The 13,937-nt window shown below is 61.7% G+C and carries 14 protein-coding genes; 4 read left to right on the top strand and 10 right to left on the bottom strand.

The genetic code is table 11. From position 1 onward, the window contains the following. Positions 1-42: 42 nt before the first annotated feature. From GR158_RS06690 to GR158_RS06670, 5 genes are all read right to left on the bottom strand, one after another. Positions 43-876: a carbohydrate ABC transporter permease gene (locus GR158_RS06690; protein WP_134646725.1), complete on the bottom strand. Its 834-nt coding sequence runs from the start codon at positions 874-876 to the stop codon at positions 43-45. Next, positions 873-1,796 carry a carbohydrate ABC transporter permease gene (locus tag GR158_RS06685; protein WP_134646723.1) on the bottom strand — a complete coding sequence of 308 codons (924 nt, stop codon included), beginning with the start codon at positions 1,794-1,796 and terminating at the stop codon, positions 873-875. The genes GR158_RS06690 and GR158_RS06685 overlap by 4 nt, the downstream gene beginning before the upstream one ends. A gap of 74 nt (positions 1,797-1,870) precedes the next feature. Then, a complete protein-coding gene (locus GR158_RS06680) occupies positions 1,871-3,070 on the bottom strand; it encodes a sugar ABC transporter substrate-binding protein (RefSeq protein ID WP_160870454.1) in 1,200 nt (399 codons plus the stop codon). A gap of 24 nt (positions 3,071-3,094) precedes the next feature. Further along, positions 3,095-3,994, bottom strand: a complete 900-nt coding sequence (locus tag GR158_RS06675) for an alpha/beta hydrolase (RefSeq protein WP_246665557.1) — start codon at positions 3,992-3,994, stop codon at positions 3,095-3,097. A gap of 80 nt (positions 3,995-4,074) precedes the next feature. Continuing rightward, positions 4,075-4,824, bottom strand: coding sequence for a GntR family transcriptional regulator (locus GR158_RS06670; RefSeq protein ID WP_230639956.1), 750 nt, complete (start codon positions 4,822-4,824; stop codon positions 4,075-4,077). Positions 4,825-4,852: 28 nt separating this feature from the next. On the opposite strand from GR158_RS06670, the gene GR158_RS06665 reads away from it, so the two are divergent. Then, a complete protein-coding gene (locus tag GR158_RS06665; protein WP_160870452.1) occupies positions 4,853-5,929 on the top strand; it encodes an ABC transporter ATP-binding protein in 1,077 nt (358 codons plus the stop codon). Between the two features lie 102 nt (positions 5,930-6,031). Here the strand turns inward: GR158_RS06665 and GR158_RS06660 are convergent, their stop codons facing one another. The 5 genes from GR158_RS06660 to GR158_RS06640 all read right to left on the bottom strand — a co-directional run bounded on the left by GR158_RS06660 (position 6,032) and on the right by GR158_RS06640 (position 12,113). Further along, complete coding sequence (locus tag GR158_RS06660; RefSeq protein WP_160870451.1) at positions 6,032-7,831, bottom strand: NAD(P)/FAD-dependent oxidoreductase; 1,800 nt, start codon at positions 7,829-7,831, stop codon at positions 6,032-6,034. 65 nt (positions 7,832-7,896) lie between these two features. Beyond that, positions 7,897-8,970, bottom strand: a complete 1,074-nt coding sequence (locus GR158_RS06655) for a 2,3-butanediol dehydrogenase (RefSeq protein ID WP_160870450.1) — start codon at positions 8,968-8,970, stop codon at positions 7,897-7,899. A 165-nt stretch (positions 8,971-9,135) separates the two neighbouring features. Then, on the bottom strand, positions 9,136-11,007 hold the full coding sequence (locus tag GR158_RS06650) for a sigma-54-dependent Fis family transcriptional regulator (RefSeq protein WP_160870449.1): 1,872 nt from the start codon (positions 11,005-11,007) through the stop codon (positions 9,136-9,138). 87 nt (positions 11,008-11,094) lie between these two features. Beyond that, on the bottom strand, positions 11,095-11,457 hold the full coding sequence (locus GR158_RS06645; RefSeq protein ID WP_134646710.1) for a ribbon-helix-helix domain-containing protein: 363 nt from the start codon (positions 11,455-11,457) through the stop codon (positions 11,095-11,097). A 95-nt stretch (positions 11,458-11,552) separates the two neighbouring features. Continuing rightward, positions 11,553-12,113 (bottom strand): DJ-1/PfpI family protein, encoded by a 561-nt coding sequence (locus GR158_RS06640; protein WP_134646708.1) that lies wholly within the window; start codon positions 12,111-12,113, stop codon positions 11,553-11,555. A 238-nt stretch (positions 12,114-12,351) separates the two neighbouring features. Between GR158_RS06640 and GR158_RS06635 the strand changes: the two genes are divergently transcribed. The 3 genes from GR158_RS06635 (at position 12,352) to GR158_RS06625 (ending at position 13,936) form a co-directional block, all read left to right on the top strand. Further along, entirely contained in the window at positions 12,352-12,813 is a 462-nt protein-coding gene (locus GR158_RS06635) for an MgtC/SapB family protein (RefSeq protein WP_134646706.1), read from the top strand. Between the two features lie 104 nt (positions 12,814-12,917). Then, the gene (locus GR158_RS06630; RefSeq protein ID WP_134646704.1) at positions 12,918-13,139 is read left to right on the top strand and encodes a hypothetical protein; all 222 of its coding nucleotides are present in this window, start codon (positions 12,918-12,920) and stop codon (positions 13,137-13,139) included. After that, positions 13,139-13,936 (top strand): Ku protein, encoded by a 798-nt coding sequence (locus GR158_RS06625; protein WP_134646702.1) that lies wholly within the window; start codon positions 13,139-13,141, stop codon positions 13,934-13,936. Before GR158_RS06630 ends, GR158_RS06625 begins: the two co-directional genes overlap by 1 nt. Position 13,937 lies beyond the last annotated feature (1 nt).

The raw sequence follows: 13,937 nt of genomic DNA, 5'->3' as shown, positions 1-13,937 counted from the left end.
TTTTCAGTGCATACAAATTCAATTGCTGGCGGACTTTCGCAATCACCCTTTCACCGCCCCCTGGGTCAGGCCGCCGATCAGACGGCGCTGAACGAGCAGGAACAGGATCGTTGCCGGCATCGCACCGACCACGGCGCCTGCTGCCAGCAGGCCCCATTCGATCTGGTATTCCCCGATCAGTGTCTGGATCGCGACGGTCACCGGCCGGACGTTTCGGCCGCCAAGCGTCAAGGCGTACAGATATTCGTTCCACGCTGTGATGAAGATGTAGATGCCGGTCGAGATGATGCCCGGCATGGTCAACGGCAGGACCACCTTGCGAAGGGCGGTCAGACGGGAGCATCCATCCGTCATTGCCGCCTCGTCGAGGCTTTTGGGGATCGCGGCGATGTAGCTCGTCAGCATCCACACGGCGAAGGGAATGGCGACGGTCGCATTGGCCAGGATCAGGCCGAAATGCGTATCGAGAATGCCGACGCTGCGCATGAGAACGAAGAGCGGCAGGATCAGCAGCACGATCGGGAACATGTTGATCAGCAGAAACTGCATCATCAACAGCTTGCGGCCGGTGAAGCGAAAACGGGAGAAGGCATAGGCAGCCGTCACGGAAACAAGCAACCCGACAACGACCGTTCCACCGGCGATGATGAGGCTGTCGAGCATGTTCTTCAGGAACGACGTCTGCTCGATGAGCCTGACATAGTTGTCCATGCTCCAGCCCATGGGCGAAAGCGAAACCCCGGTGGCCGACAGCGTCGCCGTCGGCGTCAGCGATGTCAGGATCATCCAGACGAATGGAGCCATGGCGAAGAGAACGATCAGGAGAACCGGTAGGTCGGTGGTAATGATCCGGCGAAATGTGCTTTGCTGCGTCATCGTTCGACCTCACGCATGGTGCGGGCGAGATAAAGGACCACGAACGCCCCCAGAAGAATGGTGAAAGTGACGGCTATAGACGTGCCGTAGCCGAAATCGAGATTCTGGCGGGCCTTGATGAAGGCGTAGAGCGGTAGCGTGTGCGTCGCATAGCCCGGTCCGCCACCGGTCATAACGAAGATGACGTCCATCGAATTGGCCACCCATATCACCCGGAGAAGACCGGCCGTCGCTAGGACCGGCGCGATGCCCGGCAATGTTATGTGGATGAATTGCCTCCAGGCGGACGCCCCATCGATCGATGCGGCCTCGTACTGGCTTTTCGGAATGCCCTGCAGGCCCGCCAGGATCATGACGGCGAAGAAGGGAAAGCCCTGCCACGTCAGCGTCGCGATAATTGCGTAGATCGCGACATCGGGATCGGCGAGCCACGGCACCGCGGTTTGAACGATCGAGAGGTAGACCAGGATATCGTTCAGGACGCCCGTGTTCGGATCATAGATCCAGCGCCACATCAGCGCGATGACGACACTGGGAAGCGCCCACGGGATAATGATCAACGCACGCGCCAGCCCGCGCCATGGAAATTCCCTGTTGAGAAGCAAGGCAGCGAGAAGGCCAAGCCCCATTTGCAAGGGAACCGTGAGGCCGATCCAAAGCAGCGTGTTCCACAGCGCGGTCCAGAAGACCGGATCGTTGAAAAGTTTCACATAGTTGCCAAAACCGACGAATTTGCTGGCGTTCGGCTTGAACAGGATGAGGTCGTAGAAGCTCGTCCAGACCGCCTGCACCATGGGCATGAAGACGATGACAAGGGTGACGACGACGGCAGGCGCAAGCAGAAGATAGGGAAGAAGCCGCTCCGACCGCCACGCGAAGACCCAATGACGCTGTAGGGGGGAAGTATTCGACAAAGACATGAGTGCTCCTGCCTCCATTTCAAGGCCGGGAAAAGCGCCCCGACACGGATGCCGGGGCAATGCGGTAGCGTGTGTTACTCGGCAAACAGCGTCTGAAGTTGTTCCATCATCTGCGCCGCGGTGATCTGCCCGGTGAGCGCCTGCTGCATGTGCGTCTGCCATGCCGTGTTGACGAACTCCGAAACGGCGGAAGTCTGGGGCAGAACCTTTGCAAACGGCAGAGACTCGATCGTTGCATCGACAAATCGCCGTTCATGCAGCTTCCAGTCGGCGGAGCCGCTCTTGGTGACGGTCATCTGGCCTGTCGCGCTGTTGAATGCGACATTGTTCTCGCCTTCGGCCAGGAAGGATATCCACTTCCATGCGGCATCCTTCACTTCGGAATTCGAGAAGATCGCGAGCGACTCGTCACCGTAGGACGTCCAGCGTCCTTTTCCGCACGCCGGCACCGGCACGGCGGAAACCTTGTCGCCCAACGCGGCCACCAGGTCCTTCGAAGAGCCGATATGGTGAATGGTCATCGCCGTTTTGCCGGATTTGAAGGCGGCGATGATTTCCTGGAAACCATCATTCGGGGCGGACGGCGGAATGACCTTGTCCTTCTGGAACAGGTCGATCAGCCACTGGTTTGCCGCGATCGCTTCGGGATTGACCAATCCGCCCGGCTTCAGTTCGGCGCCCTGCGACATCACGAATGCGCCCCACTGGTCCCAACCGCCTTTGCCGCCGCGCAGGCCGAAGCCGTAAGTCTCGGGCGCCTTCGTCAGCTTGATGGCCGCGTCGCGGAACTCCTCGCAGGTCTTGGGCGGTTGCAAGCCGGCGGCCTCGAACAGGTCCGTCCGGTAGTAGAGATAAAGAACGACATACTGTATCGGCAGGTAATATTGCGTGCCGTCGGGCCCCTTGTTCAGATCAAGCAGGTTGTCGAGCAGGTCGGCTTTGCCTTGCCAGGCATCGATCCGCTCTGCGAGCGGTTCGAGCGCGCCCATCTCGACAAGACGAGGCTGGGCGAAAAGCTTGACCATCGCCGCGTCGGGCGCGTTACCGCCGACCAGCGATGTGTAGAGGTTGTCATAATAGCTGTTCCACGGCACGTTCTCGGCTTCGATGGTGATGCCCGGATTGGCAGCCTCGAACTTCTTGACAAGATCGCCCATGGGATTGGCCGGATTGTCGAAGTGATACCAGAAGCGAACGGTTTCCGCCTGGGCCTGGGTAAACGCGGCGGATGCCGCCAAAACCGCGCCGAGCGCCAATGTCTTCAAAAATTTCATGTGTTCCTCCTCCGAGTTGATAGTTCAAGAGCGGCCGGTTAGCCGCCTTGCTGCACGCCCCGCCGCCGCCAGAGCCTCCCGTGCGGCAGACAGTTCGTATGTGTTTTGCAGGAAGCCATGCATGACGCCGGGCACGATGCTCAGTTCGTCGTCTCGACCGAGCGCCTTGAGACGATCGCTCAGCATCAAGGTGTCCGACAGCAACGGATCGACTGCCGCCGCCATCAGATGCAGCGGTGGCAAGGCTGCCAACTCGGCATCGCCGGCAACCAGCGGGCATGCCAAAGGGTCCGCCTCAATTTCCTGCCCGCCGGCATAGAAAGACCAGTAGCGCTGCATCTTACCCCGGGTCAGGCCGGGCCCCTCGCTGAAGCGGATGTAGGACGGCGTCTCGAACGAGCGGGCGTAATTGCCATAGAAAAGCAGCGCGCCGTCCGGAAGGCCGCGTCCTGCGACCTGCTCGTGCAACATCGCCGCAAGCGCGAGGTTCGCACCGGCGGAATCACCGGATACCAGCAGGGGACCGCGCGAAACGCCAACGCTCTCCGTCGCATCGAAAATGCTGCGAAGGACCGAAATGACGTCCTTCAGGCCGGCCGGAAAGGGATGTTCGGGGGCCAGCCGGTAATCGGGCAATACGACAGGCAGGCCGCTTTCGATCGCCAATACGCGGGCGCAGCGCTCATGCGTTTCCGGCGAGCAGAAAGCGAAACCGCCGCCGTGTACAAAGAGTATGGCGCCCACGCCTGCATCCGGCGGCACAAGGACCCTCACACGACACCGCGCAGCGCCGAGTTCGGCATCTTCGTCGAGCCATATCTCGGACGCCCGGTGCATGGGCGGCAAGTCGACGTTGCAGCGCGCGTTGGCAAGCAGGGATTGAGCCCGCCCTTCGGCCGGCGGCAATGTCGTCGGATCCGGCAAAGGCCCGAGCTCCGCCAAAGTCCTTTCGACCAAGGCAACGGTTTCAGGCGACAGCACGCCGGTCAGGCCCGGACCGTCGCTCACTGCACCGCCTCCGGGAACACCTCCGGACCGAGGTCGACGATGGTTGCAATATGATGCTGCATGGAGACCGTTGCGCGGCGCGGGTCTCCGCTCTCGATCGCCTCGATGATGCTGCGGTGGCGAAGTGCGGTCGCTTCCAGATCGCGGGACATCGGACTGCGGGAGATCTTGAAACGATGGTTGTGAACCAGGCAACGATGCAGGATCGGATCGAGCGCCGGCAGATTGGCATCCTCGAAAATACGGCGATGGAAATCGCGGTCGAACGAAGCGAGCTCCAGCTCATCGGCGGCGGCGGCTGCCTTCAGCATCTTGTTCAGCAACTCACCGAGATCCTTGATCAAGGTGCGGCTCGGCGAGCGCATCACCCGCACCATGCCGTTGCCCTCGATCTGCTGGCGCAGCCGAAACATCTCGATCGCCTCGTCCTCCGTACACTCGGACACCTGCGTTCCGCGACGGCCCTTCCGCAGGACAAGCCCCTCTTCCTGCAACTGCAGCAACGCTTCGCGGACCGTCCCCTGGCTGCACTGGAAATGGGCGGCAAGCTCCAGCTCGGTCAAACCGGTGCCAGGCTCGAGCACGCCCAACATGATGTCGCGCTTCAGCGCATCGAACGCCGCGCCTGACTTTAGCGATTTGGTGTTCGTCTGCCGTGGTGGAAAATACGCCATCATGACCTGCCTGAGCTGTTGCGTATTCTTGAACTTATCATTATCGATATTGACATCGATAATGATCGTCAAGCACGAAAGTTGCGCTTAGGAGGAAATCGTGGCTGGAATTGCACTGAAGGAAATCCAGAAGTCATACGGCAATCTGAAAGTCATTCATGATATCGACATCGACATACAGAGCGGCGAGTTTCTGGTGCTCATCGGTCCGTCCGGCTGTGGTAAATCCACCCTTTTGCGCATGATTGCCGGCCTGGAGGAGATCACGGGGGGAGAACTCAATATCGAAGGCAGGGTGGTCAACCTGCTGCCGCCCGCCGAGCGCAATATCGCAATGGTCTTCCAGGATTATGCCCTTTATCCGCATATGAGCGTACGGGAGAACATGTCCTTCGGCCTCAAGATGCGGGGAAACAAGGACGAGGACATCAACGGACGCGTCCAGCACGCCGCGGAAATCCTGAAGATCACGGATTACCTCGAACGGCGGCCGGCCCAGCTGTCGGGCGGACAGCGCCAGCGCGTCGCCATGGGGCGCGCAATCGTTCGCGAGCCGGCCGCATTCCTCTTCGATGAACCGCTTTCAAACCTCGATGCCGCGCTGCGGGTCGAGATGCGCCTGGAAATCGCCAAGCTGCACAACCGGATGAAGGCGACCACCATCTATGTCACGCATGATCAGGTGGAAGCGATGACGCTCGCAGACCGCATCGTCGTCATGAACAGCGGGGTTGTCGAGCAGATCGGCAAGCCGCTGGAACTCTACCACAACCCGGCCAGCCTCTTCGTCGCGCGTTTCATCGGCAGCCCGACCATGAACACAATTCCTGCAAACCTCTCGGCGGGCGCGATCGAGGTCCTTGGCCGGACGGTCAAATTCGACGGAGCCGCGGGCGCTTCCAACGCGGGCAGACCGGTTGTTGTGGGCCTGCGGCCCGAAGATCTCGTGCAATGTTCGCCCGAGGAGGCATGGTTCAGCGGGGAACTGGTTGTCGCCGAACGCTTGGGAAGCCAGACATACGGCTACATTGAAATCGGGCATTCGAAGATGCTGAGCGTCGAATTTCCCCGCAACAGCACGCTTCAGGTGGGTGAGACCCTTCATTTCCGCGGCAACCCGGACAGCGTCCATCTCTTTGATGCGAAAACCGAGAAACGGTTGCCGGCAACCCACTAGAGGTTCGTGGTTCTGAAATGGTTGCGCACTTGCGTCTCCGGAAGCTTGCCTATCGGCAGTGACGGCAGGCGGCCCTCGGCGGGCCGCCTGCTTTGACGCACTCTACTTTCGGTGATGAACGGCCTGGAGGCCGTAGACCGGAGTGGGAATGTTCTCCAGTCGCGCCTTCAGTTGCAGGGCGAGGTACTGCGAATAGTGGCGCGACTGGTGCAGATTGCCGCCATGGAACCAGAGGGCTTCCTGCTGTGTCGGCTTCCACATGTTGCGCTGCTCGCCTTCCCACGGACCGGGATCCTTGGGCGTATCCGAGCCAAGCCCCCATACCTTGCCGACCTTGTCGGCCGTCTCCTGGTCGATGAGATCGGCGACCCAGCCGTTCATCGAGCCGTAGCCCGTCGCATAGACGATGACATCGGCCGGGATCTCCTTGCCGCCCGAGAGCTTCACGGAATTCTCCGTGATTTCCTCGACCTGGCCCGCCGCCAGCTTCACCTTGCCATCGATGATCAGCTGCGAGGCGCCGATATCGATGTAGTAGCCGGAGCCGCGGCGCAGATACTTCATGAAGAGACCCGAACCATCCGCGCCCCAATCCAGCTGAAAGCCCGCCTTTTCCAGCGCCGCGTAGAAGTCGGCGTCGCGCTCGCGCATCTTGTCATAGAGCGGGATCTGAAACTCGTGCATGATCCGGTAGGGCAATGACGCGAAGATGAGATCGGCCTTCGCCGTCGTCACCCCATTCGCCAGGGCCTGCTCGGAATAGAGCGAACCGAGGCCGATATCCATCAGCGTGTCGGATTTGACGATATGGGTCGTCGACCGCTGGATCATCGTGACATCGACACCGGCCTCGTAAAGGGCGGCGCAGATGTCGTGCGCAGAGTTGTTCGAGCCGATCACCACGACTTTCTTGCCCTTGTAGCCATCCGGTCCGGGATGCTGCGAGGAATGGTGCTGCTCGCCGCGGAACCGCTCGCGGCCCTTGAAGTCAGGGATATTAGCCTTTCCGGACATGCCGGTGGCAAAGACCAGCTGCTTCGGCCGCAGCACCACCTCTTCGCCATCGCGGTCGACGACGATGGTCCACTCTTTCGTTGCCTCGTCCCATTTCGCTGACTTGGCGGTGGAGCGCGTCCAGTAGTTCAGCTCCATCACCTTCGTATAGAATTCCAGCCAGTCGCCGATCTTGTCCTTCGGCGCGAAGACGGGCCAGTTCTTCGGGAAGTCGATATAGGGCAGATGATCATACCAGACGGGGTCGTGCAGGCAGAGCGACTTGTAGCGCTTGCGCCAGCTGTCGCCGGGCCGGTCGTTCTTCTCCAGGATAATGGTGGGCACGCCGAGCTGGCGCAGCCGCGCGCCGAGCGCGATGCCGCCCTGCCCGCCACCGATGATCACGACATAGGGCTGCTTTTCGTAACCGAGCGTGCGCTCCTCTTCTTCACGCTCCTCCTTCCAGGTCTTGGCACCGAGGTCCTGGCCATGCTTGGCGCCGAGCGGGCGGGTGAAACCCGATTTTTCCTCGTGGCCCTTCAGCTCGGAAAGTGCCGTCAACAACGTCCAGATCAGACCGTTCTTGAAGCGCACGAGGCCATAGCCGCGCCCGGTGGCCGTCTCGAAGGTAATCCAGCTTTCCAGCACGCCGTCGGCTTCCGTCGCCTCCTCGCCGGCAGCGACGCGCCAGCTGGACGGTTTGGCCGTCGACAGCTGCGCTTGCAGCATGTCGCGCACCTGATCGCGTCCCTCCACCGTCTTGATGTTCCAGGTGAAGGCGACGAGATCGCGCCAGTAGCATTCCTCGGCGAAGAGATTGACGGCCTCGTCAATACGGCCGGCGGCAAGGGCGGCGCCGAGCGTATCGAGAAGCGTCTGGACGCGGGTCGTGGGGGTTTTCTCGAGCATAGTTTCTCCTCCTGCTCAGTGGGAAAACGGGACGGCTCCTCAACCGTCCCGCAGAACGGACCGACCTATCGCGACAGGTCGATCAGGATCTTCAGATGTCGGCCGGCAGGGTCGAGCAGCTGGTCGAACCCTTCGGTGACAGCCTCGCCGAGCGAGACATACTTCGTGACGATCCGGCTTGCCGGGATCTGGCCGCTGGCAATCAGCCGGGCGACGCGCGGCCAATAATGGGTCGGATAGGCCCAGGACCCGCGGATATCGATGTCCTTGAACGTGACGTCGAACCAGTTCAACGGATTCTCACCCGGATGAAGCCCGGTCTGCACCACGACGCCCTGTTTGCGTACCGCATCGGCGCAGTTCTTCAGCGCATGCTCGTTGCCGACGCATTCGATGGCGACGTCGCAACCCACGCCGCCTTCGGTCTCGGCGCGGATGACGTCTCCCACCTTCTCCGTCTTCGGATTGATGGCGCGGACCTCGCCCAGCGCTTCACGGGCCAGCGCCAGCCGCGTATCGTTGAGGTCGGAAAGAAATATCTGCGAGGCCCCGGCCGCCCGCGCCGCCATGGCGACGAGAATGCCGATCGGCCCCGCACCGGTCACAAGAACGCTGTTGCCGGCGGTCACACCGGCGCGGTCGCAGGCGTAGACGGCAACCGCGGTCGGCTCGATGAGGGCGGCCTCCTGATCGCTCAATTCGTCGGGAATGGGTTGGACGTTGTAGTCGTTCAGAAGCGCGGCTTGCGCCATGCCGCCGGAATGCCAGGAAAGGCCGACGAGCGCGAGGTCACTGCTCAGGTGGAAGAGACCGCGGTCGGCGTAGTAGTCGCCGCGGCGCGGCATGATGAGCGGCTGGACCGAAACCCGGTCGCCCGGCTTCACGTGGCCGACGCCCTCGCCGACCGCCTTGACGACGCCGCCGAATTCATGACCGAGAACCTGCGGACCGTGCGCGCCGGTAAAGGGATGCGGTTCCCTGGGAACGAAGATCGGACCATAGGCATATTCATGCAGATCCGTGCCGCAAATCCCGCAAAAGCGGTTTTCGACCAGCACCTCGCCCGGGCCGGGCGATGGCGGAGGATCGATCGTATCGATACGCAGATCCTTGGCAGCGTGAAAGCGCAGAGCTTTCATGGGTATTCCCTCCTGATGTTGTCCTTGCACAGGAGGGACAGCAAGCGTCGTGCCAGAAACCGGAGTGCCTATTTGTTTAACATTATCAGGATCTTGCAAGGAAACGCCCTACACGCTTCCGACAAATGCAACAGATCGCCTGCAACAGGTGTTGCAGGTGCTGCATCAGTTGAGCCGCTTCAGGCGGCGATGGATCGTGGACCTGTTGACGCCGAGTTTGCGGGCGAGCGCCGAGACATTGTCCCCGCACTCGCTCAGGGCGCGGCGCAAGGAGGCATCATCGTCCGCAGCGATGGGCGCAGGCACGGTGAAGATGTGATCGGGCAGGCAATCCAGCGTGATGTGACCGCCGTCCGAAAGGGCCGCCGCAACCCGCAGCGCATTGGCAAGCTCCCGCAGGTTGCCCGGCCAGGCATGCGCCAGAAGCGCCGCGCGCGCATCCTTGTCGAGGCGATAGGCCTCGCCATTTTCTTTCTCGATGCGCCCGAGGAGTTGCCCGATCAGCCAGTCGAGATCGGTTCGGTCGCGCAACGGCGGCAGGCTGAGCGTCGCGGCGTTGAGCCGATAATAGAGGTCCTGCCGGAAGCGGCCCTCCTTCACAAGTTCGGCGAGATCACGATGGGAGGCGGAGACCACGCGCAGGCGCACCGGCCGCGCCTTGAGCGCGCCGACAGGCTGAACCTCGTTTTCGGCGAGCACCCGCAGGAGCCGGCTTTGCAGGGCAAGCGGCATATCGCCGATCTCGTCGAGGAACAGCGTTCCGCCGCTCGCTTCTTCGATCAGGCCGCGCTTGCCCTTCGGATTGGCACCGGTGAAGGCGCCGGGGGCATAGCCGAAGAGTTCGGATTCGATGAGATGCTCCGGGATCGCCGCGCAGTTGACCGCAACAAAGCTGCCCGGATTTGCGCAGCTGTCATGGATCGCGCGCGCCAGAAACTCCTTTCCGCTGCCCGTCTCGCCCTGAATGAGGATCGGAATGTCGCGGGCGGAAAGTTTTGCCGCACGCGCCTGCACGCGCTCCATGGCGACATCCCCGCCGCTCAGATCGCGCAGCGCCCGCGGCAGGCGCGGTTCGGGAGCGACGGGCGTTCGCAGATTGACGGCGGGCGCGATGGCGCTGGCAAACAGCACAAGTCCGTTGCGCGCCTGGATCAACCGCTCACCGTTGGGCCGGCCGCGCATGAACCGGGGCAAATCGTCGATATCGATATCGAAAACCTGCGAAATCGGCTGCCCCAGGAAATCCCGCGTGGAAAGGTCACGCAGGTTCATGGACCGCGCGAGCGCACCGAAGCCCCCGTGGGTCATACCCGTGATGCGGCCGCTGCCATCGAGCGCGATGGCCGCATCCGGGTCGACATCCAGAAATTCAGGCGAGCGTGCAAGCCGCAGCACCCAATCGTTGCGGGTACGGGTCATCAGGTTGGCAAGCTCTATGCGCCGCGCGGTGGAGGCCACGAGATGCAGCGCAAGCTGCTGACTAGCCTTGGCCGTCGGCGAGCGGAGCTGGGATATGTCGAGGACGGCGGTCAGGTCGCCCAGCGTATCGAAAACGGGTGCGGCGGTACAGGTGAGGCCGATATGGCTGGTGTCGAAATGGTCGTCCTGATGGATGATCACCGGCTCGCCGGAGACGAGGCAGGCGCCGACCGCGCAGGTGCCCGCCCGGCTCTCCGACCATTCAGACCCGAGATAGAGACCCGCCCGGCGCAGCTGGTTGTCGAAGGTCGGATCACCCATGAAGTCGACGGTCACGCCGCGCGCGTCCGACAGGAGCAGCACATAGTTCTGCTCGGCGATCTGGTTGAACAGGGTTTCGAGGCCGGACCGGCCGATGCGGATCAGCTCCTCCGCCTGCTCGCGATGTTCGCGCAGCTTCAGTTCGGGAACGATGTAGGCTTCCTGCGCGACCGTCGGGTCGAGCTTGTAATCGTTGAGGCAGCGCAGCCAGGACTGGACGACGGGCGCATCCCGCGGGCTGACCGCGCCCATGCCGACGCGCTCGATCTCCCGTATGTGCGACAATGTCGACACCATCCGCTTTTCCTCCTGCACCCATCGTGGCACAGGATCGGTTTGGCGGCAATTCGAAGAATGTGCGGAAGCCGCTGGGCCGCGATCCGGTCAGTTGATCACGGCATGACGGCGCTGAGCTTCCCGGGCGAGGATTTCCCGCGCCGCGTGGTCGGCGATGGGAACGTTGAGGTCCGCCGATATCTCGCCGGCTGCGATGAGCGCATGATATCGGGCACAGCACACCCGCAGAAACGAGGTGAAATTGCCGAGGTCGTGATCGGCATCCATCGCCTCGTGCCACAACCTCGTGATCAGCTGCGCGACGGTCATGCCGTCGCGCAGTCCGATTTCGGTCAGCGTATCCCAGAAATGGTTCTCGATGCGGATCGAGGTGGCGACGCCGTCTATTCTCAGGCTGTGCGTTCGACTTTGCCATTGGCTGGCATCGGCCTTGATGAAGAGTTCGCACATTGCAAAGGCCTCCTTCCCTTGAATGCCGGCGCAGTCCGGATATGTCTCGATCCGATGGAGCCACGCTGTTCGCATCACTCCACAGGTAACAAGCTCTACAGGATTGCCAGAAACTGCTTGAGCCATGCCGGATGCGCGGGCCATGCCGGTGCTGTCACCAGATTGCCATCCGTAACGGCTTCTGTCACCGCGATATCGGCGAATGTTCCACCCGACGCCGTCACCTCATAGGCGCAGGCCGGATAAGCCGAGCAGGTGCGCCCCTTGAGAACGCCGGCGGCTGCCAGCAGTTGCGCACCGTGGCAGATCGCGGCGACCGGTTTGCCCGCGTCGAAGAAGTGCTTCACCTTGGCGAGCACATCCGGGTTCATGCGCAGATATTCCGGCGCCCGGCCGCCGGGAACGACCAGTGCATCGTAGCCGGCGGGGTCGGCGGCGGAGAAATCGGCGTTCAAAGCGAAATTGTGCCCCGGCTTTTCCGAATAGGTCTGATCGCCTTCAAAGTCATGGATCGCGGTCTTTACCGTGTCGCCAGCCTTCTTGCCGGGGCAGACGGCATCGACACTATGGCCGCAGGCCAGAAGCGTCTGGAACGGGACCATGGTTTCATAGTCTTCCGTGAAGTCGCCGGTGATCATGAGAATCTTCGCCATCATATATCCTCCCTTGCCTTGATGGTTACCGCGGCAGGATAGGTCGTGTGACGTCGAAGCGGGTGTTATTCCGATACTACCGGTGCCTCCCAGGCCAATCTATGAGCATTGGAGCGACGATTTGCGTCAGATCTGCTTTCCGCCAAGCACGCAAATGAAATATGTGAGCCCTGGTGATCTTGCCGTGAGGCGCAGCGACAATATCTGGAGGTCTAATCCAACCTGACTCAAGGATCCCCTCATGCAATGGCTGCAGAGCATTGGTATCAATCTCGACGTGCTGCCTCATCTCGGCGCCCTGCTGACCGCCTATGTTCTGGCACTGCCTATTGGCTGGGACCGGGAACGTCATGAGCGCAGTGCGGGATTGCGGACCTTCCCGCTTGTGGCCATCGCAAGCTGCGGATTCGTGCAGGCGGCGGAACCGCTCATCAACGGCAACGCCGAGGCGACGGCGCGCATCGTCGAAGGGCTGATCACCGGCATGGGGTTCATAGGGGGCGGCGCGATCCTCGTGGTGAAAAACAGCGTGCGCGGCACCGCGACGGCCGCAAGCCTCTGGGCGACGGGCGCCATCGGCACCTCCGTCGGGCTCGGATCCTACGACACGGCAATCGTGCTGTCCGTCGTGACGCTGCTGACCCTTCGCGCCATGTCCACGTTCAAGGAAGAGCCGGAGGACTTCACCCGCGAACCCGACTGATTCCTCTTGCGAAACGAGCAAAACGAAAAGCTGGCGCGCCGGTTTGAGGAACCGATGGGTCCATTCGGCATTATCTCCGGAAGCATGCGACTGCGGAGGTTTTCATGGACAACAAGGACAGGCTGATCCTGGCGCTGGCGGCTTTGCTGCGGGCGGAGCGTGAGACCCGCGGTGCGCTTATGGACGCGATCGAAGAAGACTCCATTTCCCGCGAAACCCTGCTCGCCATCCTGTCCGATCCCATCCCGATCGTGACGCAGGAAGACATCGCGTTCGCCGAGCGTTTTGCTCTGTCCAAGCATCTGCCTCTTGAAAGGAAGGATTGATGGCACCGCGTGCCTTCTGGAAGGGCTATCTCAAGCTTTCGCTGGTGACATGCCCTGTGGCCATGTCGCCGGCGATTTCCCAGGAAGACAAGGTTCGCTTTCGCACCTTGAACGGCAAGACCGGCAATCCGGTGGTCAGCCGCTATGTCGATGCCGTCACCGGCAAGGAAGTCGGTGAGGACGACGAGGTGAAAGGCTATCCGCGCGGCGAAGACGACTACGTCATGCTGGAGGACGACGAGATCGAGGCGGTGGCGCTGGAAAGCACGCGCACGATCGATATCGAGACCTTCGTGCCGCGCGAGACGATCGAGTGGATCTGGTACGACTCGCCGCATTTCCTCGTACCGAACGACACGGTCGGCGAAGAGGCGTTCTCCGTCATCCGCGAAGCCATGGCATCGACAGGCACCGTCGGCATTTCCCGGCTCGTCCTCTATCGCCGCGAACGGGCAGTGATGCTCGAGCCGCGGGGCAAGGGCATCGTGCTGTGGACCCTGCGTTACGGCGACGAGGTGCGCAATGAGGCGGAGTATTTTTCCGATCTCAAGCAGGCGAAACCGGACTCGAAGGCGCTCGCCCTCGTCAAGACGCTGATCAAGGAGCGCACCAAGGCCTGGGATCCGAAAATGGTCGACGATCCCGTGCAGGCGAAATTGCTCGATATCATCGCCGCCAAGAAGAAGGGGCGCAAGCGCCCGGCCGCGCGCAAGGCTCAACCGAAAACGTCCGGCAACGTCATCAACATCATGGACGCCCTGCGCAAGAGCATCAAGGCCGAGGGCAAAGGCAAGTAGG

This window comes from Shinella sp. AETb1-6, from assembly GCF_009826875.1.
Classification (GTDB): Bacteria; Pseudomonadota; Alphaproteobacteria; order Rhizobiales; family Rhizobiaceae; genus Shinella; species Shinella sumterensis.
The sequence above is the reverse complement of the archived record's forward strand: the minus strand, read 5'-3'. Positions and strand labels throughout refer to the sequence as shown.

Coding starts and splice junctions, on each gene's coding strand:
- GR158_RS06690 (WP_134646725.1), bottom strand. CDS start 876: ATGACGCAGCAAAGCACATTTCGCCGGATCATTACCACCGACCTACCG.
- GR158_RS06685 (WP_134646723.1), bottom strand. CDS start 1,796: ATGTCTTTGTCGAATACTTCCCCCCTACAGCGTCATTGGGTCTTCGCG.
- GR158_RS06680 (WP_160870454.1), bottom strand. CDS start 3,070: ATGAAATTTTTGAAGACATTGGCGCTCGGCGCGGTTTTGGCGGCATCC.
- GR158_RS06660 (WP_160870451.1), bottom strand. CDS start 7,831: ATGCTCGAGAAAACCCCCACGACCCGCGTCCAGACGCTTCTCGATACG.
- GR158_RS06655 (WP_160870450.1), bottom strand. CDS start 8,970: ATGAAAGCTCTGCGCTTTCACGCTGCCAAGGATCTGCGTATCGATACG.
- GR158_RS06650 (WP_160870449.1), bottom strand. CDS start 11,007: ATGGTGTCGACATTGTCGCACATACGGGAGATCGAGCGCGTCGGCATG.
- GR158_RS06645 (WP_134646710.1), bottom strand. CDS start 11,457: ATGTGCGAACTCTTCATCAAGGCCGATGCCAGCCAATGGCAAAGTCGA.
- GR158_RS06640 (WP_134646708.1), bottom strand. CDS start 12,113: ATGATGGCGAAGATTCTCATGATCACCGGCGACTTCACGGAAGACTAT.
- GR158_RS06635 (WP_134646706.1), top strand. CDS start 12,352: ATGCAATGGCTGCAGAGCATTGGTATCAATCTCGACGTGCTGCCTCAT.
- GR158_RS06630 (WP_134646704.1), top strand. CDS start 12,918: ATGGACAACAAGGACAGGCTGATCCTGGCGCTGGCGGCTTTGCTGCGG.
- GR158_RS06625 (WP_134646702.1), top strand. CDS start 13,139: ATGGCACCGCGTGCCTTCTGGAAGGGCTATCTCAAGCTTTCGCTGGTG.